Source organism: Streptomyces sp. UNOB3_S3 (assembly GCF_020740895.1).
Lineage (GTDB): Bacteria > Actinomycetota > Actinomycetes > Streptomycetales > Streptomycetaceae > Streptomyces.
The window spans coordinates 1-21,382 of record NZ_JAILXP010000001.1 but is presented as its reverse complement, the minus strand read 5'-3'; the positions used below and the strand labels follow the sequence as shown (position 1 = coordinate 21,382).

At 73.0% G+C, this 21,382-nt stretch carries 13 protein-coding genes and 2 pseudogenes; 13 read left to right on the top strand and 2 right to left on the bottom strand.

Annotated features, from left to right (window positions below; genetic code table 11):
• Window positions 1–116 precede the first annotated feature (116 nt).
• From K6I33_RS00070 to K6I33_RS00025, 10 genes are all read left to right on the top strand, one after another.
• Window positions 117–2,420: a nitrate- and nitrite sensing domain-containing protein gene (locus K6I33_RS00070; RefSeq protein WP_229346872.1), complete on the top strand. Its 2,304-nt coding sequence runs from the start codon at window positions 117–119 to the stop codon at window positions 2,418–2,420.
• Window positions 2,417–2,821, top strand: a complete 405-nt coding sequence (locus tag K6I33_RS00065) for a roadblock/LC7 domain-containing protein (protein ID WP_229346871.1) — start codon at window positions 2,417–2,419, stop codon at window positions 2,819–2,821. The genes K6I33_RS00070 and K6I33_RS00065 overlap by 4 nt, the downstream gene beginning before the upstream one ends.
• Entirely contained in the window at window positions 2,821–3,189 is a 369-nt protein-coding gene (locus tag K6I33_RS00060) for a DUF742 domain-containing protein (RefSeq protein WP_229346870.1), read from the top strand. Before K6I33_RS00065 ends, K6I33_RS00060 begins: the two co-directional genes overlap by 1 nt.
• Window positions 3,176–3,766: an ATP/GTP-binding protein gene (locus tag K6I33_RS00055; RefSeq protein ID WP_229346869.1), complete on the top strand. Its 591-nt coding sequence runs from the start codon at window positions 3,176–3,178 to the stop codon at window positions 3,764–3,766. Before K6I33_RS00060 ends, K6I33_RS00055 begins: the two co-directional genes overlap by 14 nt.
• Before the next feature lie 307 nt (window positions 3,767–4,073).
• A complete protein-coding gene (locus K6I33_RS00050) occupies window positions 4,074–7,256 on the top strand; it encodes a DUF6603 domain-containing protein (protein ID WP_229346866.1) in 3,183 nt (1,060 codons plus the stop codon).
• Window positions 7,257–7,276: 20 nt separating this feature from the next.
• The gene (locus tag K6I33_RS00045) at window positions 7,277–9,490 is read left to right on the top strand and encodes a hypothetical protein (RefSeq protein WP_229346864.1); all 2,214 of its coding nucleotides are present in this window, start codon (window positions 7,277–7,279) and stop codon (window positions 9,488–9,490) included.
• Window positions 9,491–9,501: 11 nt separating this feature from the next.
• On the top strand, window positions 9,502–13,149 hold the full coding sequence (locus K6I33_RS00040; RefSeq protein WP_229346863.1) for a hypothetical protein: 3,648 nt from the start codon (window positions 9,502–9,504) through the stop codon (window positions 13,147–13,149).
• A complete protein-coding gene (locus tag K6I33_RS00035; protein WP_229346862.1) occupies window positions 13,146–14,315 on the top strand; it encodes a hypothetical protein in 1,170 nt (389 codons plus the stop codon). Before K6I33_RS00040 ends, K6I33_RS00035 begins: the two co-directional genes overlap by 4 nt.
• A 64-nt stretch (window positions 14,316–14,379) precedes the next feature.
• Entirely contained in the window at window positions 14,380–15,972 is a 1,593-nt protein-coding gene (locus K6I33_RS00030) for a cell surface protein (protein ID WP_229346855.1), read from the top strand.
• A gap of 8 nt (window positions 15,973–15,980) precedes the next feature.
• A complete protein-coding gene (locus K6I33_RS00025) occupies window positions 15,981–17,117 on the top strand; it encodes a hypothetical protein (RefSeq protein ID WP_229346853.1) in 1,137 nt (378 codons plus the stop codon).
• 22 nt (window positions 17,118–17,139) lie between these two features.
• On the opposite strand, the gene K6I33_RS00020 is transcribed toward K6I33_RS00025, so the two are convergent.
• Complete coding sequence (locus K6I33_RS00020; RefSeq protein WP_229346933.1) at window positions 17,140–18,027, bottom strand: universal stress protein; 888 nt, start codon at window positions 18,025–18,027, stop codon at window positions 17,140–17,142.
• A 284-nt stretch (window positions 18,028–18,311) separates the two neighbouring features.
• On the opposite strand from K6I33_RS00020, the gene ftsH reads away from it, so the two are divergent.
• The 3 genes and pseudogenes from ftsH to K6I33_RS36495 form a co-directional block, all read left to right on the top strand.
• A complete protein-coding gene (gene ftsH / locus K6I33_RS00015) occupies window positions 18,312–20,135 on the top strand; it encodes an ATP-dependent zinc metalloprotease FtsH (RefSeq protein ID WP_229346851.1) in 1,824 nt (607 codons plus the stop codon).
• 239 nt (window positions 20,136–20,374) lie between these two features.
• A pseudogene (locus K6I33_RS00010) lies at window positions 20,375–20,611 on the top strand (glycoside hydrolase family 65 protein); the annotation flags it as partial.
• A pseudogene (locus tag K6I33_RS36495) lies at window positions 20,605–20,670 on the top strand (hypothetical protein); the annotation flags it as partial. The pseudogenes K6I33_RS00010 and K6I33_RS36495, both read left to right, overlap by 7 nt.
• A gap of 156 nt (window positions 20,671–20,826) precedes the next feature.
• On the opposite strand, the gene K6I33_RS00005 reads toward K6I33_RS36495, so the two are convergent.
• The gene (locus K6I33_RS00005; protein ID WP_229346932.1) at window positions 20,827–21,228 is read right to left on the bottom strand and encodes a cyclic nucleotide-binding domain-containing protein; all 402 of its coding nucleotides are present in this window, start codon (window positions 21,226–21,228) and stop codon (window positions 20,827–20,829) included.
• Window positions 21,229–21,382 lie beyond the last annotated feature (154 nt).

Sequence of the window (21,382 nt, the reverse complement as noted above, 5' to 3'; positions counted from 1 at the left end):
GCTGTGTTTGACGAGGACTGATGACTCCCACAGGATCCGAAGACCCGGGCGAACCGGCGGGCGAGCCGGCCGGTGAGTCGGCGGGCGAGCCGCCGCGAAGAAGCCGACGACGGCCCGTGCGTCTGCGCACCCTGCTCGTCTGGCTCGCGGTGGTGCCCACCGTGGCGATGGGCGTCCAGGTTGTCATCAGTTCCGACCGGTCGGTGCAGGAGTCCCGGCATCTGCGCAAGGACGTGGTGGCCGGCCGGCAGACCGGCGTTCCCCTGTACCGGCTCATGACCACGCTGCAGGCCGAGCGCGCGAGCACCGCCGCGTGGTGGTCGGGCATGCCCGTGTCCGGGGCCGAGCTGCGCGGTCGCCGGGCCGACACCGACCGGGCCGTTGCCGTGTTCCTGAAGTCGTCGGACCCCGACCAGCTCCACTCCGACCGGGCGAAGGACCGCCTCCGCGATGTCACCCGGCGACTGGCCGACCTGGGCGCCCAGCGCGAACGCGCCGACGCGCGCCACGGCAGCCCGGACGACGCCGTCGACTACTACACCGACGTGATCAGCGGAACGATCCGTTGCTACGGAGACTTCAGCCACGTCGACGACGGCGGGCTCACGCAGGAGACGTCATCGCTCGTGGCCCTGTTCTCGGCGGCGGAGGTGGTGGCCCGCGAGGACTCCATCCTCGCGCTGGCGGGCCCCTCCGGAAAGCTGACGTCCGCCAGGTTCGGTGAATTCGTCGAGGCCGTCGGCGCGAGCGACTACCTGTACGACACGGTCGCCCTCGATCTGCCGCTCGACGACCAGGACGCCCTCCAGCGGATCCTCACCTCGAACGCCTGGCAGACCAAGGCCCGCATAGAGAAGGCGGTCGTCTCCGAGCACAAGGACGTCGCCTCCGGCGTCGCGCTGCCGCCGGACGTCGGCGACTGGCGGGCGGCCTACGGCACCTTCTCCGCCCAGTTGAACACCCTCGACGAGAGCGAGCTGCAGGAACTGCTCACCCACGCCGACGAGCGGGCGGCGCAGCTGGACGATCAGGTCGTCCTGCTGGTGGCGGCGAGCGGTGCCGCCCTCCTGCTGGTCGTCGCCGTCGTGGTCTTCACCACGCGTTCGGTCCTGCGCCGCCTGCGCTCTCTCCACGACCGCACGGTCGCGGTCGCCGAGAAGACCCTGCCGGACGTCGTCGACCGACTCCAGCGCGGAGAGACCGTCGGCGCCGACGCACTGCCGCGGCCCAGGGGCCAACAGGACGAGGTCGGACGGATCAGCGACGCCTTCGCCCACGCCGTCGCCGTGTCCGTCGAGGGACACCGCAAACTCGCCGACGAACGACACGGCTTCAGCGTGTTCGCCTCCGGCATCGCCGCACGGACCGGGAACCTGGTCAGCCGGCAGCTCGCCCTCACCGAGCACATCCAGGACACCTTCGGCCAGGACGAGGCACTCCTCGCCGAGCTCATGAGGTCCGATCAGCTCACGGTGGGCATGCGGCGGCAGATCGAGAACCTGCTCATCCTGGCGGACGGCGAGATCCCCGACCCGCACATGGAACCCATGCGCATCGCCGACCTGCTGCGGGAGGCGGCCGCCGAGGTCGAGGACTTCCGGCGGATCGACCGGCACGCCATGGACGAGATCAGTGTGGAGGCCGGCGTGATCAGCCAGCTCAGCCACCTCCTGGCGGAGCTGCTGGACAACGCCACGTGCTTCTCCCCGCCGACGGCGAGGGTCGCCATCCGGTCCGAACTGGTCGGTGACGGCCTCTGCGTCGAGATCGAGGACCGCGGCCCGCGGGTGACCGCCGAGAGGTACGAGGAGATGAACGGCCGGCTGCACACGGCCCCGCCGTACTCCGTGCTGGCCAGCAACGCGCACCGGCTCGGCCTCTTCGTGGTCGGCCACCTCGCCGACCAGCTCGGGGCGACGGTCACGCTGCGCCGGTCGGCGTTCGGCGGAACGTCCGCCGTGGTGATCGTCCCGGGTGAGCACCTCGTGCCGACCCGGAACGCCACCCCGGTGCCCGGGCCGGCGAAGGAGCCCGCGCCCGCACCGCGGCCCGCCGAGGAGCGACGGCCGAAGCTCGTCCTGGAGCAGCGGACCGGCGATCCGGCGGACGACCGCGCTCCGGACGATCCCGCCCCCGGCGCGCCCGGACTGCCGCGCCGCCCGCGGAAGGAGCAGCCGCGGCAGGCCGGGAACACAACGCCGGAAGCACCGCCCCGGTCCGGCCCCGGGGACGCCCCCGCCCGGCCGGCTCTCCCCGAACGCGTCCCGCAGACCCATATGACCCAGCGGCTCCGCGAGCCGCGCGCGGCCGAACCGGTGGGCCGGGACGCCGCCACGCCCGAAGAGGTGGCCGACGCCTGGGCGGACTACGAAGACGGCACCAGGCAAGTGGAACTCGAGCTCCGACAGGACCAGCCATGACGACGACACAGAACGATGCGATCTACAGCATCCTGGACAACAACCTGAGCAGGATCGCGGGGATCCAGGGAGCCGTGCTCCTCTCCAACGACGGGATCAAGCTCAGCGCCTACATGCTGGAGCGGGACCAGGCCGAACGGGTCGCCGCTGCGGCCTCCGGTATCGCGTCCACCATGAAGGCCATCTCGCGGGAGATCGACGGCGGCGGAGTGATCCGCCAACTCGTCGAGATGGACGACCGGTACCTCTGCATCGTCGGGTGCGGATCGGGCAGCACGCTGATCGTGGTGGCCTCCCGCAAGGCACGGCTCGGGGAGCTGGGCGGCGAGACGGTCCGCGCCGCGCAGGCGCTCGGCGAATGGCTGGACACCCCCGAACGCTCACAGACGCCCACGTCGTAATGGCGGCCGACCCCCAGCCCGGACGGCGCCGCCGGACGCGGCTGTACGCCCTCACCGACGGGCGTACCGCCGCGTCCCGGCACGGCCTGACGATGGACACCGTGATCACGGCGGCCGCCGACGCCGGCCACGGTCACGGCGGCCTGCCCACGGAGTGGCAGGAGATCCTCACCATGTGCCCGTCGACGGGCGGACGGGCGGTCGCCGAGATCGCCGCCCGGATGCGGATGCGGCTGACTCCCATGGTGGTCCTCCTCGGCGAGTTGCTGGAGCGCGGTCTGATCCGCCACCGGCCGCCGCTGGACGCCTCCGAGACCTCCAATGTCCACCTGCTCATGAAAATCAGGGACAACCTTGCCCGGCTATGACACCGCCGCACCCGAAGCGTCCCCCGTCAAGATCCTGGTCGCCGGGGGCTTCGGAGTCGGCAAGACGACTCTGGTCGAGGCGGTCTCCGAGATCGAACCGCTGCGCACCGAGGAGCGGCTGACGTCCGCGGGCGTCGGGGTCGACGACCTCGACGGCATCGAGGGCAAGACGGCGACCACGGTCGCGATGGACTTCGGCCGCATCACCCTCACCGACGCCGGAGTGGCCCTGTACCTCTTCGGCACACCGGGCCAGGAACGCTTCTGGTTCATGTGGGACGACCTGCTGAACGGGGCGCTCGGGGCGATCGTCCTGGTCGACACCCGGAGGCTGGACCGCGGCTTCCCCGCCATCGACTTCTTCGAGAACCGCGGACTGCCGTTCATCGTCGGCGCGAACTGCTTCGACGGCGAGCAGCCGTACACCGCCGAGGAGATCAAGTCGGCCCTCCACCTGAGGGACCCGGACACCCCCGTCCTCCTGCTCGACGCCCGCTCCCGCGAGGACGCCCGCGGCTGCCTGCTCACGCTGCTCGACCGGCTCATCACCCAGGCGCGCGTCACCACGCCCGTCTGACCACGGCGTGGCACGGGCCGGCATCGTTCGATGTCGGCCATGGCGCGTACCCGCCCGGCGGTATCGCGCCGTCCGCCGGGGCCCGTCGGCGTCCCCGGGCCGCCCACCGCTACGGTCACCGCTACGGTCACCCTTGGGCGTCATATGCCCGCGCGGAGCGCGTGGCGCGAAAACGTCCAGAATCTCCCATGGCCGGAAATGCCTGCTACCGCAGGGAATCATTACCCATACCCGCTGAAGTGGCGTTGTGTGCATGCCATGATTCCGCCCGGTGTCGAAGTCGTTCCACCAAGGCCGGGGAGAACCCATGGCGCTCTCGCTCAAAGACCTGCTCGATCTCTTCCCCGACGAAGGCGGGGACTTCGTCCTGGCGCGGGACCTCATCGGGGACATCCCCGGCGTCGGCCCGCTGTTCGAGACGTGGCTGACGTCGGCGGACCTCACCGTGAACGGGTCGGTGCCCAACCGCGGCGAGGTGACCGTGGCGGGCACGCTCTCCTTCACCGTGGTCGACGGCCCGTGTCCCGTGGTCGTCTCGTTCACCGTCGACGGGCCGACCCAGTCGGTCACGGGGGTGATGCTCGACTTCACGCTGCCGGCGACCGAGGAGGACTCCGGCGAGGAGGACCCGTTCGCCCCTCACCTCCAACTGTCCGCCGGGGCACAGGGGTTCTCCGCCGCACTCGTGATCGCCTTCGCCGACGCCGGGGGCGAGGCGAAGACGATGACGTTCACCGCCTCCTACCAGGACGGTGCCCTCATCGGCGACTGGTCGTCCGACGACGGCCTGTCCTGGGACGACGTCGCCCACGCCCTCGGTACCGCCCCCGCCGACCTGCCGCCCGCCCTCGTTCCGGTGCTCAAACAGGTCGCGTTCGCCTACGAGAAGAAGAAGCGGGCGTTCGTCCTCTCGGCCGCCACCGAGTACGTCCAGCTCGCCTTCGCCTCCCTCCCGCAGAAGGCGGGCACGGGCTCGGCCGGCCCCCGGCTGCGGATGGTCCTGCTGCAGGGCAAGTACGAGGCGGGCCTGGCCGACCTCCCGTCGGTCGGTGAGTACGCCCCGATCGACGACGACCTCGTCTTCGCCGGACTCCAGGCCTTCCACCTCTCCGCGGCGATGAAGGTCCGCAAGGTCAAGGCCCTCAACGACCTGATGGGCAACGCCGGCGTCCAACTCGGCCTGCCCACCCGCAGCCTGACCGCCGGGGCGTCGCTGGCGGTCACCGCGGCCACCGCCCTCTCGGAGAAGAACTACGGCCTGGTGTACCCGCTGCGGCGCAAGCCCCAGCCGGGCCCCACCCCGCCCCCGCGCGCGGAGCTCATCGCCGGGGCGGACGAGGACGACGTCCCCGCACAGGCGTCCATCCCCTTGGACGCCACGTTCGGGCCCCTGCGGCTCTCCGAGATAGGGCTGTCCTACAGCGACGGCACGGCCCGGGTCACCATCGACACCACCGTCGACGCGGGCGGCATCGAACTCAGCGCGTCCAAGCTGGGGTTCGCGATCCGGCTGGCGGACGGCGACTGGGACTTCCGGCCCACCCTCGAAGGGCTCGGCCTCTCCTACGACCGGCCCCCCGTCCGGATCGGCGGCGCGTTCCTCGTCAAGGAAGCCCAGTCGCCCTACGACATGCTGTTCGCCGGCATGGCCGTCATCGAGGCCAAGGTGGTGAGCGTCAAGGTGCTCGGCGCCTACGCCCGCGCCGAGGGCGGCTACCCGTCGCTGTTCCTCTACGGGGTCCTGGCGGGCCGCAACGGCCTGGGCCCGCCCCCGTTCCAGGTGCGCGGCATCGCCGCCGGCTTCGGCTACAACAGCTCGGTCCGGTTGCCGTCCCCGGCCGAGACGCCGTCCTTCCCCTTCGTCGCCGAGCTGGGCGCCGGCACGGAACGGCCCCCGCTGGAGGTCCTGGACGACCTCCTCGACGGATCGGCCGGCCGGCCGCCGTGGCTGAGTCCCGCGCAGGGGCAGATCTGGTTCGCGCTCGGCATCGACTTCACCGTCTTCCGGCTCGTCGACGGCAAGGTCCTCGCCCTGGTCGAGTTCGGTGACGACTTCACCATCGCCGTCCTCGGCCTGGCCACCGCCTCCTTCCCCGTGCGCCGCGACTCCGGCCCCGCCATCGCCCGCGTCCAGCTCGCCATGCAGGCGCTGTACACCTCCCGCGACCACATGCTCGCCCTCGCCGCGGAACTCACCCCCGAGTCCTACGTCCTGGACCCCGAGTGCCGGCTGACGGGCGGCCTCGCCTACCGGACCTGGTTCGGCGGCTCCCACGAGGGCGACTTCGTCTTCTGCCTCGGCGGCTACGCGCCCGGGTACGACCGGCCCGACCACTACCCGGACGTGCCTCGGCTCGGCTACACCTGGGGCATCTCCAGCTGCGTCACCGTGCGCGGTGAGGCGTACACCGCGCTCACCCCCTCGGCGTTCATGGTCGGCGGCAGGCTGGAGGTGTCCTTCCACGCCGGCATCGTCGAGGCCTGGCTGACCGCCCGGCTCGACGCCCTCATCCAGTGGAAGCCCTTCTGGTTCCGGCTCGGCGTCGGCGTCCGCATCGGCTTCGCCGTCGACCTGTGGCTGTTCACCGTCCGCGGCGAGGTCGGCGTCGACCTCGACCTGTGGGGCCCGCCCGTCGGCGGGATCGCCACCGTCCACCTGTGGTGCATCAGCTTCGACGTGTCCTTCGGGGCCGGCCCGGGCACCCGCGTCAAGGAAGTGAGCTGGAGCGAGTTCCAGGAACAGCTCCCCGCCCGCGACGAGATGCTGCGCATCACCCCGCTCACCGGCATCCTGCCCGAGAACGAGTCCGTCCGCGCCCGCCGCCGCGCCGACGGCGACGACCGCTGGGTCGTCTCCGCCGACGGCTTCTCCTTCTCCACCGCCACACCGGTGCCCGCCTCCAAGGCCACCGTCACGACGAAGGAGTTCACCGGCCCGGCCCTCGACATCCGGCCCATGGACGCCACCGGCCTGGCGTCCGAGCACAAGCTGACCGTACAGCTGGGGGACGACCCGGGCTTCGACCCCGTCCAGCGCCGCTGGGCGATCGAGTCGGTCACCACCAACGTGCCGCAGGCCCTGTGGGGCACGGGCGAACCCACCGTCGCGGACACCGGGTCGTCCGCGCTCCTGCCGGATCGGATCATCGGCCTCACCGTCACCGTGCCCGCACCCCAGGACGGGCCGACACCCGGCGAGATGACCGACGTCTCGCTCGGCTTCGAGGACCTCGACCCCAGCCACGCCCTGCCCATCACCCCGGCCGACCCGCCCACGGGCCCGCGGGCCCGGGCCTGGCAGGAGGGCCAGGAACCCACCAGCATCGGCGCCATCGCCACCGGCATCGCCGGCTCCACCGTGCCCGCCCGGGACGCCCTGTACGCCGAGCTCGCCGGACTCGGCGTCGCACCGCCCTCGCACGACCGCCTGGACGGCTTCGCCGCACTCGCCACCACCGGCGCCCTCACCGCCGAACCCCTGACGATCTGAACCGCGCGAGGGAATCCACCATGACGCAGCCCGCCGCTGCCGGGGACACCCCCCGGTTCAGCGTCCACTTCCACGACAACCACGTCCCGGCCGCACCCGGCGGCCTCTACACGATCACGCTCGACCACACGGTCTCCGGCGAGAAGGTGGGCACGGACTCCCTGCCCACCGCCCGGCAGAACTTCGAGATCCGCTCGCCGCAGTTCACCCTCGACGACTCCTTCGTCCACGCCCTCCACCCCGCGCCCGCCGCGAGCGGCGCCTTCGAGTACGTCCTGCCGCACATCACCCTCAACCGGCTCATCCTCCCCTGGGAACGCGCCCTGGACCCGGCGGCACCCGACCTGCCCTGGCTGGCCCTGCTCCTCTTCGCCGAAGGCGAGCTCCCCGACGACCCCAAGGCCCAGGGGCACGTCAGCACACGCACCGTCCGCGAACTCCTCACCACCACCGGCGACGTCCTCGTCCCCGACATCACCCTCGACGCCGAGGTCCCGCCCGAACTGCACGACAGCTCCTGCTCGACCATCGACGTACCCGCCGACGTCTTCGCCGCCGCCGTACCCCGCCGCGACGACCTCACCCACCTCTGCCACGTCCGCAAGGTCACCGACCGGCAGTCACCGCGCGTCCGCCGCGCCGGAGAGGAACTGGAGGTCGGCGACTACGCCGTCGTCGTCGCCAACCGCTTCCCCCGCACCGCCGGACGCTACGCCGCCCACCTGGTCTCCCTGGAGGGCTTCGCCGGCCACCTCGACGGCACCCCGCCCGGCCCGTCCGTCGTGCGCATGGTGTCCCTGCGCGCCTGGTCCTTCGAGGCCGCGCCCGACGCCAACGCCCACTTCGCCACGCTGATCCGGCACATGGCCGACGACCCGGCCGGCCTCGGGCTGCGCCTGCGCCCCCGGGCACCGGGAACCGCCGCCGCGAGCGCCGCCACCGAGCGCCTGGACCTCGGATACGTCCCGGTCGACCACGCCCTGCCCTCCGGAGAGCACTCCTTCGCCTGGTACCGGGGACCCCTCACGCCCGGGGTCGCCCAGAGCGTGCCCGTCCCCGACGGCGGCCACCACCGCCACGCCGACGAGGCGCTGATCTACCTCACCGACACCGGCGTCTTCGACGTCAGCTACGCGGCCGCCTTCACCCTCGGCCGGGCCCTCGCCCTGTCCGACGCCACCCTGGCCGCGGCCGTGTCCGCCTTCCGCACCCGGTCGCGGCGCCTCGCCCACCGGGCCCTGACCAGGGGCCGTACGAGCCCGCACCCGGCCCGCGACCGCTTCCACGAGCTCATCGAGGACGGCCTCGGCGCCCGCCTCCACACGGCCGCCACCACCCCGGCCGCCGCCGACACGACCGCCGCCCCCGCACCACGGCGGGCCGCCGCCGGGGTGCCCCGGCCCACCGTCGCCGCGACCCTGCACGAACGGCTGCGCGCCGCCACGACCCGCGACCTGCTGCGCACCGCCCTCGCCACGCCCCTCGCCCCGCTCGCGGACGCGCTCGACCAGGTGGCGCTGCTGGCCGCGACACCACTCGGCCACCTGGTGCCCGACGCCCGCATGCTGCCGCCCGAGAGCCTGCGGTTCTTCCACGTCGACGCCCAGTGGTGCGCCGCCCTGCGCGACGGCGTGCTCAGCACCGGCATCGGCACCTCCCTCGACGCGGCCGTCAACGACCTCGCACGCGAGACACTGGACCCGCCGCGCCCGCTGTCGGGCCTCCTGATGCGCTCCGCGCTGGTGAAGGGCTGGCCCGACGTCGTCGTCGAGCCACAGCGCACGGGCGCGGCGGGCACCGACCCGCAGCTTCTCGACATCGTCCACCGCGCCGCCATCGGCCCCGACCTCCTCCTCTGCCTCGTCGACGGAGTGCCCGACCAGGTCGTGTTCCGCGAGCCGCACGAAGGCATCCACTTCGGTATCGACGAGGGCGACCGCATCGGACTGCGCCGCCTGACCGACCCCATCGGGGACTCGCTGGGCCAGGCGTTCCCGCCTGCGGGCGAGCCCGGCATGAGCCGGTTCCTGCGCCCGGCCACCGGCGGCGGGACACCCGAAGTCCTCGACGTCGCCACCGGCACCGACGCGCTGGTCCCCGCCATGGCCGCCGCGCTCCGCGCCGCCGGACGGCTCGACCCGGACGCCCCGCTCGGCCCCGGCGCGCTCGCCGTCGAGCTCGTCAACGCACCGCAACGCATCGTCTTCACCCCTGACCCCGCCGGCCAGAGTTAAGGACCAGCAGCATGAGCTCCCCGTCACCCCTGATCGTTCCCGTCCAGGTGGACGCGCTCCTGGTCAACAGGCGCGTGCGCGACAACGAGACCTGGCGCCGCTGGTACCCCGACTTCGAGCGGCTGGACGAGCGGCAGCCACCGGAGCCCGACCCCTTCCAGAGCGCGTCCGCCAAGCCCGACCAGGGCATCCACCTGCAGTGGCTGCTGCCCGACGCACTGCGCCGAGGCCGCCAGGACGGCCCGGCCGGGCGAGTGGAGTTCCCCTACGTCCCCAACCGCTGGCTCGTCGTCCGCTACAGCCGCCCCGCCGGACAGCCCGAGGCGGCTCCCACCGCCGCCGGCTGGATCGTCGAGAGCGACTACCTCAACGACGACGACGCCACGACCCCGTTCCTCGACCCCTGGGCCACGAAGCTGACGCCCGCCTGGATCGGCCGCTCCCACAACCTTGCCGACGGCCCCTTGCCCGAACAACGGTCCGGCCGTATCCCCTTCCTCACCGCGGCGGGCCCGGGACTGCCGACCTTCGCGACGTACCAGCCGTACCACGAGGACGTCTTCTCCCTCCACGACCCGCTCACCGACCTCGACGGCCCCTCCCTGCTCAGCTACCTCGTCATCGGCTGGTACTCCGACCAGGGCTGGGACATCCTCGCCGCGCCGCCCGGCGGCGACGTCCGGGCCCTGCTCGACTCCCTGCGCTGGGCCACCACCGACGGCACCTTCCGCCCGGCGCGGTCGTTGTACGCGGGCTCGGCCCTCGGTCTGTCCTGGGACGCCGACGGCGACCGCCCCATCTCCGACAAGCCCGAGGGCGTCGCCGGCATCGACGTCGCCGTCGGGCACATCGTCACCGACGCCGAGACCGCCCTCCACCCGGCGGCCCTGGACGACCCCGAGGCGGCACGGCTGTGGGAGGCGTTCTCGTACGACCTCCTCGACGTCCTCGACGAGGACGGGGACACCGCCCTCGACCAGGCCCTGCGCCGCACCTGGTTCGGCGCGGACCAGGGCGGCTACACCTGGCGCATCGTCGACCGCCCGCAGCCCGACGGCAGCCGGGCACCGGCACGCACCCCCCAGCAGACGGCCGACGAGCAGGTGTGGCTGGACGAGCTCAACGCCACGCAGGCCGAGCACGACGCCGTCTCCCGCGACCTCGCCCACCACCAGCGCCGCCTGTACGGGCTGTGGTGGCTGCGCGGCAGGCCGACCCGGCCGGACGGCTGGGACACGGCGTGCGACGCCCAGTTCATGACCGACGACCCGGCCTCGGCCGCCGGGAAGGTCCGGGCCGGACTCGACGCGCTCTTCGGCGAGGACGGCGACGGTGGCCTGCGCTCGCTCATCCCGTGGGGCGACACCGCCGAAAAACTCGCCGAAGACGTCGCCGCCTACGCAGCCGACAAGGGCCTCGCGCCGGGGCGCGAGCTCCAGCGCGTCGCCGAACCCGCCTTCCACAGCACCCCCGACCCCTCCGTCATCGTCCGCGGCGCCAAGCTCGACCGGCCCCTGACCGACGAGGCGGACCTGGCCTGCCGCACCGGCACCGAGACGGTGACGGCCGTCCGCGTCGGCGGCGAGATGACGCGGCCGCCCGCGGACCCGCCCGCCCCCGATCTGACCGGCATGCCCGAGCCGGCCGCCATGGGCGCCCTCCTCGGCGAGTTCTTCCTCCTCGACCTCGCGTCCCTCTCCCCGGGCGACGATCCGGGCACGACGGCACTTCAAGAGGCACTGGCACACCACGACTCCGACGACTACGTCACCGGCAGCCTCGCCCGCTTCACGCGGCAGTGGCGCCAGCCCTGGTCCCCGCTGCACCTCATCTGGAAGCTCAACTGCTACCCGACGCCCTACCGCACCGGCGACCAGGACAACTGGCGGTTCGACGGCACCCGTTACCGCTGGCAGGGCGACAACGCCCAGGACCCGGGCACCCTCACCGGACGGGCCCTGCTCAACCCCCTCCCCGGCTTCGCCACCCGCGCCCGCCTCGCCCAGCACGCCGCCGGCCACCCCCGGGGCCCCGTGGAGAAGCTGCACGAACTGCGCGCCAAAGCCAAGGACTGGGACCAGCTCTCCCAGCGCATCGACGGCGTCAACGACTGGCTCGCCCAGCACACCGTCTCCACGAACATCGTCCCCACCGACCACCTCGCGGCCCTCGTCGACAACAGCACCTCCCGCGTCTCGCTCAGCGAGATCCCCGACCCCGGACCGGCCTCCGGGCCCGGCCGGGAGTTCCGGCCCGTCCGGGCGGCCCAGCTCGCCTTCGAGCAGTTGCACGTCGTCGACCGCTTCGGCCGCTCCCTGGCCGTCATCAGCCCCGACAACGTGCTCCAGTTCCCCCTCCAGCGGGCCGACAGCGTCACCCCCGACATCACGGTGATCCCCGAGAACCCGTACCGCTTCGCCGAGCTGCCCCCGCGCCTGCTCCAGCCCACCCGGCTGCGCTTCGACTTCGTCTCCACCCGGGACGACCACGCCCGCGTCGACGTCGACGCGGGTCCCGGCGAGGCCCGGGGCGAGACGCCCGTCTGCGGCTGGCTCGTGGCCAACCACCTCTCCCGGTCGCTGCTCGTGCACGCCCCGGACGGCACCGCCCTCGGCGAGATCCGCACCGTGCTGAACACCACCCACCAGCAGGTCGCCGTCTGGGACCCGCTGCCCGGCTCGCCCTACCCCGACCCCGCCCCGGACACCCCGTCCGGACGGGACTTCGCCGCCGACCTGCCCCACCTGCACGGCTTCGTCACCGAGCTCCTGGCCGCCGGCGCCGACGCCTTCGCCGAGCTGCTGACCGCCGTCGACCACAGCATGTCCGCCACCGCGAGCGGCGAGGAGGACGACAGCCTGGCGGCCCTGGTGGGCCGGCCCATGGCCCTGCTGCGCACCCGCCTCAAGTTCGAGCTCGACGGACCGCCGATGACCGCCTCGTCGTGGGGCGACGTCGTCACCCCGCCGGACCCGGAGTTCACCGACTATCCGTGGAACGTCCGCCTGGGCGCGGCGGACCTGCTGAGCGACGGGCTCGCCGGCTTCTTCCTCGGCACCGACTACACCCGCCTCCACACGGTCGCCGAACCGCCCGCCGAAACCCAGGGGTCGGGGTACGTCGTCCCCATCGACGGCCAGGAGATCGCCGTCCCCGCCCGGCCCGTCGTCCCGCCCGGCCAGGTCACGGACGAGACCGCCGCCTGGGTCACGCTCCTCGCCGACCCCTGGGCCGCCGTCCACGCCGTCACCGACATCCTGCCCGTGGGACGGCTCCTGCTGCCGCCGACCTGGGTGCGCGGACCCCTCGGCCGTATGAAGCTGGCGTTCCGGATGGGCCCGCTCCTCGCCGGCAGCCGCATGGCGGCCGAGGAACAGGGCGGCACGTCCACCGAACACCTGGTCATGCCCGGCCCGTCCGGCCGGCGCGGCACCTGGCAGTGGGCCCAGCCGGCCGCGGCCGCCCCCGCGGGCTGGACCTCCTACCCCCTCGCCACGCCCGACGGCACGCTGGCCCTCACGGACACCACCGCGGCGGCCCGGCACGGCTTCCTCCAGCTGTCCGGCGCGCTCGGCGACGCCGGCAACTCCAACGACGCCGCCCGACGGGCGCCCCTCCAGGACCCGGCAGCCCCTCAGTCCCCCCGGAGCACGTCATGACCACCGCGCTCTCCTACACCGTCCACACCAGCCCCGCGCTGCTCCACGTCCGCACGGACGACCGGCCCGACGGCCGTCCGCACGGGAGCCGTCCGGACGAGGGCCCTTCCCCCGACGCCCTTTCCCACGACGGCCGTGCCACCGTGCGGATCGCCGCGACCAACCCCGGCCCCGGCACTGTCCTCTGCGACACGATCACCATCACGCTGCCGGTGGGGGAAGAGCCCCACGCCCTGACGGCCACCCCCGAGACGATCACGGCGGGCGTGTCGGACACCACCGGCTGGCACGCCGAACACCACGGCGACGGCGTGTTCCGCGTACGGCCCACCGAGCCCGGTACCGAACTCAAGCCCGGCGAACGGATCGTCATCACCCTCACGGACGTCGTGGTCAACGCGGCGGTCGGCACGGCCGCCCTCGGCATCAGCGAGACCGCCGGCGACGCCGCCGGGGTGCTGCGCGAGCGCGCGGCCGGCGACAGGAAGCTGGCCAAGGCACCCGCCGAGGCCATGCTGGAGGACTTCCGGCCCGACCGGACCATCGTCCCCAACGGCGAGACCGTCACCCTGACGTGGAAGTGCGTGGACGGCCCGGACTACGAGCTCTTCTACGGCGACCAGCGCGAGACCGTCAACGACAAGATCGTCGACGGCAACGGTGAGTGGACGTCGCCGCCCCTCCGCACGGCCACCGCGTTCATGATCCTCGCCACCACGGAGAAGGACGGCGCCCCGGTCACCTACGGCCTGACCACCGCCGTGACCGTCGACGTGCCCGACCTGGAGGTCGGCAGCCTCGACGCCAACGGCGTCGTCCGGCTGTTCGGCCAGGCCCAGGAGGTCGCCGGCGGCACCGGCAGCGGCACATGGCGGTATGCGGCCGACACCGACGGTGTGATCACCGGCTACATCAAGACCAACCAGAGCGGGGCACCCGCCACCCTCAACGTCTTCGTCACCCCACCGGGCCTCAGGCAGCAGAAGTTCGCCGCCCAGTCCTGGGAAGCCCGCGGCGGCACCGACAACCAGGAGGCCAGCCTGCTGGTCCCGGTGCCGCAGGGCTCGACGGTGAGCGTCGTGCAGAAGGCCGACGGCGGGGCGTTCACCGCCGCCCTGACGTGGTTCCCGTTCGGCACGGGACCACTGCGGGTGATCGAGGAGTGAGCCCGCACCGACCGGAAGCCGAACGCCGACCGTCACCCGCCCAGCACCCGGGAAGGCCCCAGCGATGACCGAGACCACCACCGCTTCGACCGATCTCACCCCCGCAGGCATCAACGCCGCCTTCAGCGTTCCCGACTCGGGCGACGCCCCGGCCGCCGTCTACATGATCCGGGGCGGCTGGGCCGTCCAGTACGACGCGGCGTCGACCGCACCGCCCCGGCGCGGGACCACGCTCCGCGAGCTCTGGCCCCAGCTCCCCGCCACCTACCTCGGCGGAGTCGACGCCACCTGCTCCACCGACACCCAGCGCGTCTACTTCTTCAAGGGCTCGACGTGCGTCCTCTACGACATCGCCAAGAACGAACCGGTGGGCGGCGCGGCGCCGGTCCAGATCGGTGACAAGTTCCCCGGCCTGCGCAACGGCGCACCCGACTTCACCCAGGGCGTGGACGCGGGCATGGCGGCGTCCGACGGCACGGTGTACCTGTTCCGCGGCGGCCAGTTCGTCAACTACGACCTGGACGGTGACGAGGTCCTGGAACAGGGCACGCTGGAGAAGGACTGGGCGAATGCCTCGTATCCCGACTCCGAGGTCTACGGCGGTGTCGTGGCGGCGTTCAACCACCCCGCCACCCGCAACGGCTACCTGGTCGCCCCGGGCGGGACGCGCTCCGTGGAGTGCGACACGGACCCCGATGCCCACCGGGTCACCTCCGGTGCGAAGGCGCTGCGCGACCGCTGGCTCCACCGCACGTTCCTGAGCGTGCTCGACGGGTCCGACGGCCGGCTGTGGGTCTTCGACGCCGACAGCGGCCAGCGGATCCGCCAGAGCCAGGTGGGTGTGGAACCCGGCGGCGTCGTGATCTCTCCGGACGGGTTCCGCACCCTGTCGACCGCGAAGGGCGACGGCGGGGGCGAGGGAAACCTCGCGCTCCTCGACATCACGGCCGGCACGCTCCGCACGGTGGGGGCGGGCGTCTGGCCCTACCGGGTGACGGTCCTGCCCGACGGGTCCGCCGCCTATGTCACCAACCCCCTCGCGGGGACCGCGCACGCGATCGACCTCACCACCGGGGCCGCACGGTCCATCGACGTCGGCCCGTCCCCGGACGGCATCGTGGCCTCACCCGAAGGCGACCGCGTCTACGTCGCCACCGACGGCGATCCCGTGGTGGCGGTGGTGGACCCCACGACGAACACGGTCGGCCGGCGCTTCGGCGGCCCGATCACCGCCATGTGCACGGCCCTCACCCCCGACGGCAACACCCTGTGCTTCGGCATCCACAGCGGCGTCAACGCCGTCGCCGTCGCGATGACCGCCGGAGCCGGCGACCCTCCCCTGGTCCCGGTCGGGCAGTCGCCGGAACAGCTCGCCCCGTCGCCGGACGCCGCGTTCGTCTACGTCGCCAACCGCGGCCACGAGATCAAGGTGATCGACGTTCAGGCCGTTCGCGAGGTCACGCCCGTACGGACGCCGCGCGACCGGACGAACGCCGTCGCCGTGTCGCCGGACGGCGGATTCCTCTTCGTCACCTCCGAACGGGCCGACTCGGTGCAGAAGCTCCCGGTGAACGGCGGCGACCCGGTGGCGGAGTTCCCCCTCGGCGCGGCGCTGGGCAACAATGCGTACCTCGCCATCGGCCCGGCGTGGGGGTGAGTATCCCGATGCCGACCGGACGCCCCGGCGACAGCACCTGCGTGCTCACCTACGACGTGGTGAGCGAGCCGACACCCATCCAGGTCTCGCAGGGGTCCACGCCGAAGACGGCGACCCTGCGGATCACCGTCACCAACCACCAGCAGCGCGCCGTCCACATCGCATCGGTCCGCTTCACCTTCCCCGTGGGCATCGGATCATGCGACCTCAGCAACAACCCCGGCAGCGCCGAGCCCCAGGCGAACGACACCGCGAAATGGCGGTTCGAACTGGACGGGGACACCCCGGGGTCGGCCCTGCTCACCCCCAAGCGCTCCGCGACCGTCCCGCCCGGCGGTGAGCTGGAACTGGCCCTGGCCCACATCGAGATCAACGCGGAGGTCGGCACGAGCAAGCTGACGATCGAGGAGCGCATCAAGGACGTCCCCGACAGCGAAACCGAGGAGTGGCCCCTGGCCAAGGTCCCCGCCGGCTTCACCACCGGCGACTTCCGGCCCGAGACGCTCCTCGTCGCCAGCGGCACCCCGGCGGAGCTCACCTGGCGGGGCGACTCCCGGCCCGGGGCGACGTACACGATGCTGCACGACGGCGAACCGTGCGACGTCACCGGCGTCCGCTACTGGCCGTCCCCGCCCCTGCACCGCGACACCGCGTTCACGCTCGTGGTGGCGGTGACCGAGGGCGGGAACACCGCGGAGTACGCGATGAACACCATGGTCACCGTCGCCCGGCCGGACCTGGTCGTGAACGACCTCACCGTCAACGGGAACACCACGCTCACGTACCTCTCCGCCGCCTTCGACCTCGGCGACGCGCCCTCGCTCACGTACACCGCCGAGACCGACGGGTTCCTCGTCGGCCACGTACGCGCCGACCAGGACGTGCCCGACACCGAGGACCCGCCGCCCACCCTGACGGTCACGGTCACCCCGGCCGGCCGCCCCGGCCGCCTCACGAGCGTCCAGTCCCGCCTGGCGGAACGGGCCCCCGGCGACCCCGGGAGCCGGCTGACCGCCGTCGTCCCCCGGGGCTCCACGGTCACCGTCGCCCGCACGGGCACGACGCCGAGCACCCACGGCCTGACCTGGCTCCCCTTCGGTACCGGCGAACTCAAGGAGGCCACCGGCGACGCGCCGCCGGCCTGAGTCGGTGAAGCCGGGTTCCCCCTCATTCCGGGGCGGGCGGGTGCGGGACGGCGATGACGGGGCATCGCGCGTGGTGCAGCACGCCCTGGCTGACGGAGCCGAGGACCATCCCGGTGAAGCCGCCGTGGCCCCGGGTGCCCACCACCACCCCCAGGGCCCGGGCGGACGCCTCGGTCAGCACCTCGACGGGGTGCCCGGTCAGGAGCTCGTGGTGGAGCTCCACTCCGGGGTGCGCGGCGGTACGGCCGGCCACCGTCTCGGAGAGGAGCCGCCGGCACTCCTCCCGCGCGGCCTCTTCGTCCCGTACGTCGAAGTGCCCCGGCCACCACGCGTACACCGCCCGCAGCGCGGCGCCGTGCAGGGCGGCCTCCTCGAAGGCGAAGTCGACCGCCGCGGCGGAGTGGGCACTGCCGTCCACTCCGACGACGAAGTACGGCGGCCGCTCCGCGCTGTGCGCGGGTTCGGGCACGACGACCACCGGGCGGGACGTGTGAGCCATCAGGGGCAGGGCGACCGAAGCGGAGCCGAAGACCTCCCGCACCCGGCTCAGGTGCTGCGATCCCACCACCACGACGGTGGCGTCCCGCGCCTGCTCCCGCAGCACCCATACCGGATCCCCCTCGGCCAGTACCCCCGACACCTCCACCTGCGGCTGCCGGGTCTCGCCGAACGCCACCGCCTCCTGGAGCACATGCTCCCCGGCCGCATGGAGTGCCTCGTTCCACTCCTCCCAGGACGGCCGGACCTCGCGTTTGCGGTAACCGCGCGTAGGCGTTCCCTCGGCGTGGACGACGCGCAGCGGTACCCGGCGCCGGGCCGCCTCGTCGGCCGCCCAGGCGAGTGCCGTCCGCCTGGCGGGGTCGGGGTCGACGCCGACGACGACCGGTCGGCGGTCCGCGGACGAGACCATGGCCATCTCCCAGCCGATCGTGCTTTCCGGGGCTATCACCCATACTGGTGCAGCGGCGTGGCCCCTGCATGCCGGGTGGAAGAGGCCAGGTCAGAGGCCGACTACCGTGGAAGTGAACCTCTCGCGGGGGACTCGCGGGGGAGGAGCAGGCGGTGATCACTCGAGTACGGCTGCCGCACCGGCACCGGCACAGGGCGCCTCCGGCACGGCCCCGGCCGCCGGGGGAGCCGTCGAAGCCACGACCCCGGCCCCCGGAGCCTCCCGCGTCCCCGAGGCGGCGCTGGATGGTGCCCCTGGTCCTGCTGAACCTCCTCCTGTTCATCCTGCTGGCCCGAGGGCTCTCCGGCCCGGCCGCCGCCCAGCTCTCGTACAGCGACTTCGTCGGCAAGGTGGACGCCGGTCAGGTGAAGACGGTGGACGTCGGGGACAAGGGAACCGTCGAGGGCACGCTCAAGAACGGAAAGAAGTTCACCACGCAACTTCCCACGGCCCTGGGCACCGGCGGCCTCGAACAGCGACTCCAGGCCCAGCACGTGACGATCACGGCCACGCGCAGCGGCGGCAGCGTCTGGACGTCCGTGCTGGTGGGCGCGCTGCCCTTCCTCGTCCTGATGGGCATCCTCCTGTGGAGCATCCGCCGGACGGCGGGTTCCCTCACCGGCGGCATCAGCGCCATCGGCCGCTCCCGGGCGAAGATCATCGAGGCCGAGCGGCCGACCACCCGCTTCGACGACGTCGCCGGGTACGACGGCGTGAAACAGGAGATCGGCGAGGTCGTGGACTTCCTGCGCAACCCCGGCCGCTACGCCGCCGCCGGGGCCAAGGGGCCGCGCGGCGTCATCATGGTCGGGCCCCCGGGCACCGGCAAGACCCTGTTCGCACGCGCCGTCGCGGGCGAGGCGGACGTACCGTTCCTGTCGGTGACCGGCTCGGCCTTCGTCGAGATGTTCGTGGGAGTCGGCGCCTCCCGCGTACGCGACCTCTTCGACGAGGCCCGCAAACGCGCGCCGTCGATCATCTTCATCGACGAGATCGACGCCGTGGGCGGGCGGCGCGGCGGGGGAAGCAGGCTCGGCGGCAACGACGAGAGGGAACAGACCCTCAACCAGCTCCTCGCCGAGATGGACGGCTTCGACGAGAGCAGCGGCATCGTCGTCCTGGCCGCCACCAACCGCCCCGACGCCCTCGACCCCGCCCTGCTGCGCCCCGGCCGCTTCGACCGGCAGGTGACCGTCCCCCTGCCCAACCAGAACGAGCGGGCGGCGATCCTGACGGTGCACGCACGAGGCAAGACGCTCGCCGAGGACGTCGATCTGGACGCCGTCGCCCGCGGCACACCGGGGTTCTCCGGAGCGGACCTTGCCAACCTCGTCAACGAAGCCGCCATCAACGCCGTCCGCGCGGACCGCGCCGTCATCACGGCCCACGACGTCGACACCGCCCGGGACCGGGTGCTCCTGGGACGCCGCGAGACGTCCAACGCCCTGCTCCCCGAGGAACGGCACTCGGTCGCGGTGCACGAGTCCGGGCACGCCCTCGTCGCCGCCCTGTGCGAACACGCCGACCCGGTCGCCAAGGTGACCATCCTGCCCGCCGGCGTCACCCTCGGCGTCACCGAGCAGCTCCCCGAGGCCGAACGGCACCTCTACAGCGAGAGCTACCTCACCGACCTCCTGGCCGTCCGGCTCGGCGGCCGGGCCGCGGAACTGGTCGTCTTCGGCGAGGGCTCGACGGGCGCCGCGAACGACCTGGCGGGCGCCACCCGGATCGCCACCCGCATGGTCAGGGAATTCGGCCTCTCCCCGGCCCTCGGCCCGGTCGGCTACGCCTCGGGGACGCCGGAGTTCCTCGGCGAGACCCCGCCGGAGGACCTGCTGCGCCGGCCCTACTCCGAGCAGACCCAGCGGATCGTCGACGAGGAGGTGGCCCGGCTGGTCCGGCGTTCCGAGGACCGGGCGCTGTCCCTGCTGCGGGACCACCGGGCCGCCCTGGACCGGCTGGCCTCGCTGCTCGTCACCCATGAGACAGTCGACGGAACCGTGGTGCTGGACGTGGTCCGGGAGGAGAACCCTCCGCCGGGTCCGCCGGGGCCACCGGGCGACGGGTGACGTCGAGGGAGGGGCCATCCACTTCTCGCGGATCCTGATTGCGCGGTGCGCGGCTCGCGGCCGCTTCCCCGCGTCCGAGGCCTCTCCCTCACTACGCATAACAACGCCGCGGCGGCGGGTATGCCGCGCAGGCCGGCCCCCGCGCGACCCGTCACCGGCAGTCGTCCCCCCCAGGTGGCCGTTCCACCCCGCCGGCGCCAGGCTGGAGAGAGACGCCAGGCTGTGGAGAGAGGCCGGTCATGGGGGAGTGGATCTGGGAGTACGAAGGCTACGACCCCGCCGCGGAGCGCTTGCGGGAGACGCTCCACACCCTGGGAAACGGCTACTTCGCCACCCGGGGATCGATGCCCGGATGCCGGGGAGGGCTCGTCCACTGCCCGGGCACCTACGTGGCCGGCTGCTACGACCACCTCGTCTCGTCGGTGGCCGGCCGGCAGGTCGAGAACGAGGACCTGGTCAACCTCCCGAACTGGCTGTCGACGGCCGGGAGGAGAGCCGGCGGCTCCACCTGAACCCACGCTCCGGCCGCTGGCTGCCCGACCACTCCCGGCTCCAGCGACACGTCGGTTCCGCGATCGCGTACAACGTGTGGCAGATCGCCCGCTTCTGGGCGAGCGGCGCGGAGCACGATCCGGCGAGCGGGCGGTACCGCGTCCGCGGGGTCGTCGGGCCGGACGGCCCGCTGGTCCCGTCACCGCTCCGGTCCGCTCCCGTACGGGCCGTACAGGTCGAGCAGCCGGGTGCGGGCGGCCCGCAGGCGTCCGCCGATGACCTCCACGACGTAGGTGAGCAGCGCGCGGTCGAGCTCGGGGTCGCGTTCGCGCAGGACGCCGACCTCGGCCGCGTCGAACTCCCAGGCCTCCACCGGGCTCGTCGCCCCGGCGCCCAGGTGCCACTGGTGCGGCGGGCACAGCCACGACCACCCGAGCAGGCGCCCCGCGCCCAGGGTCTCGACGACCGCGGCCCGGCGCCCCGGCACATGGATGTCGAGGTCGACCGTGCCGGTGCGGATCACCCAGAACCGGTCCGCCCGCTGGCCCTCCTCGAAGATCCTCGTGCCCGCGGGGAAGGACACCTCGCGGCCCAGCTCCATCAGGCGTTCGCGATGGTTTTCGGGAATGGCGTCGAGGACGCCGGTGGGCTTCACGGCGTTCCGTCCCTTCTCCTGGCTTCCCGGCCCTTTCAGCCTGACCACACCCCCGACGAGTCGCACGCCGAGCGCGCCGGGAGGGGGGACGGCGGGGGCG

Excerpts from the sequence above, each read along its gene's own strand:
- K6I33_RS00030 (WP_229346855.1), top strand. The coding sequence starts at position 14,380 with ATGACCGAGACCACCACCGCTTCGACCGATCTCACCCCCGCAGGCATC.
- K6I33_RS00005 (WP_229346932.1), bottom strand. The coding sequence starts at position 21,228 with ATGGAGCTGGGCCGCGAGGTGTCCTTCCCCGCGGGCACGAGGATCTTC.
- K6I33_RS00050 (WP_229346866.1), top strand. The coding sequence starts at position 4,074 with ATGGCGCTCTCGCTCAAAGACCTGCTCGATCTCTTCCCCGACGAAGGC.
- K6I33_RS00065 (WP_229346871.1), top strand. The coding sequence starts at position 2,417 with ATGACGACGACACAGAACGATGCGATCTACAGCATCCTGGACAACAAC.
- K6I33_RS00020 (WP_229346933.1), bottom strand. The coding sequence starts at position 18,027 with ATGGTCTCGTCCGCGGACCGCCGACCGGTCGTCGTCGGCGTCGACCCC.
- K6I33_RS00040 (WP_229346863.1), top strand. The coding sequence starts at position 9,502 with ATGAGCTCCCCGTCACCCCTGATCGTTCCCGTCCAGGTGGACGCGCTC.
- K6I33_RS00045 (WP_229346864.1), top strand. The coding sequence starts at position 7,277 with ATGACGCAGCCCGCCGCTGCCGGGGACACCCCCCGGTTCAGCGTCCAC.
- K6I33_RS00060 (WP_229346870.1), top strand. The coding sequence starts at position 2,821 with ATGGCGGCCGACCCCCAGCCCGGACGGCGCCGCCGGACGCGGCTGTAC.
- ftsH (WP_229346851.1), top strand. The coding sequence starts at position 18,312 with ATGGTGCCCCTGGTCCTGCTGAACCTCCTCCTGTTCATCCTGCTGGCC.
- K6I33_RS00025 (WP_229346853.1), top strand. The coding sequence starts at position 15,981 with ATGCCGACCGGACGCCCCGGCGACAGCACCTGCGTGCTCACCTACGAC.
- K6I33_RS00035 (WP_229346862.1), top strand. The coding sequence starts at position 13,146 with ATGACCACCGCGCTCTCCTACACCGTCCACACCAGCCCCGCGCTGCTC.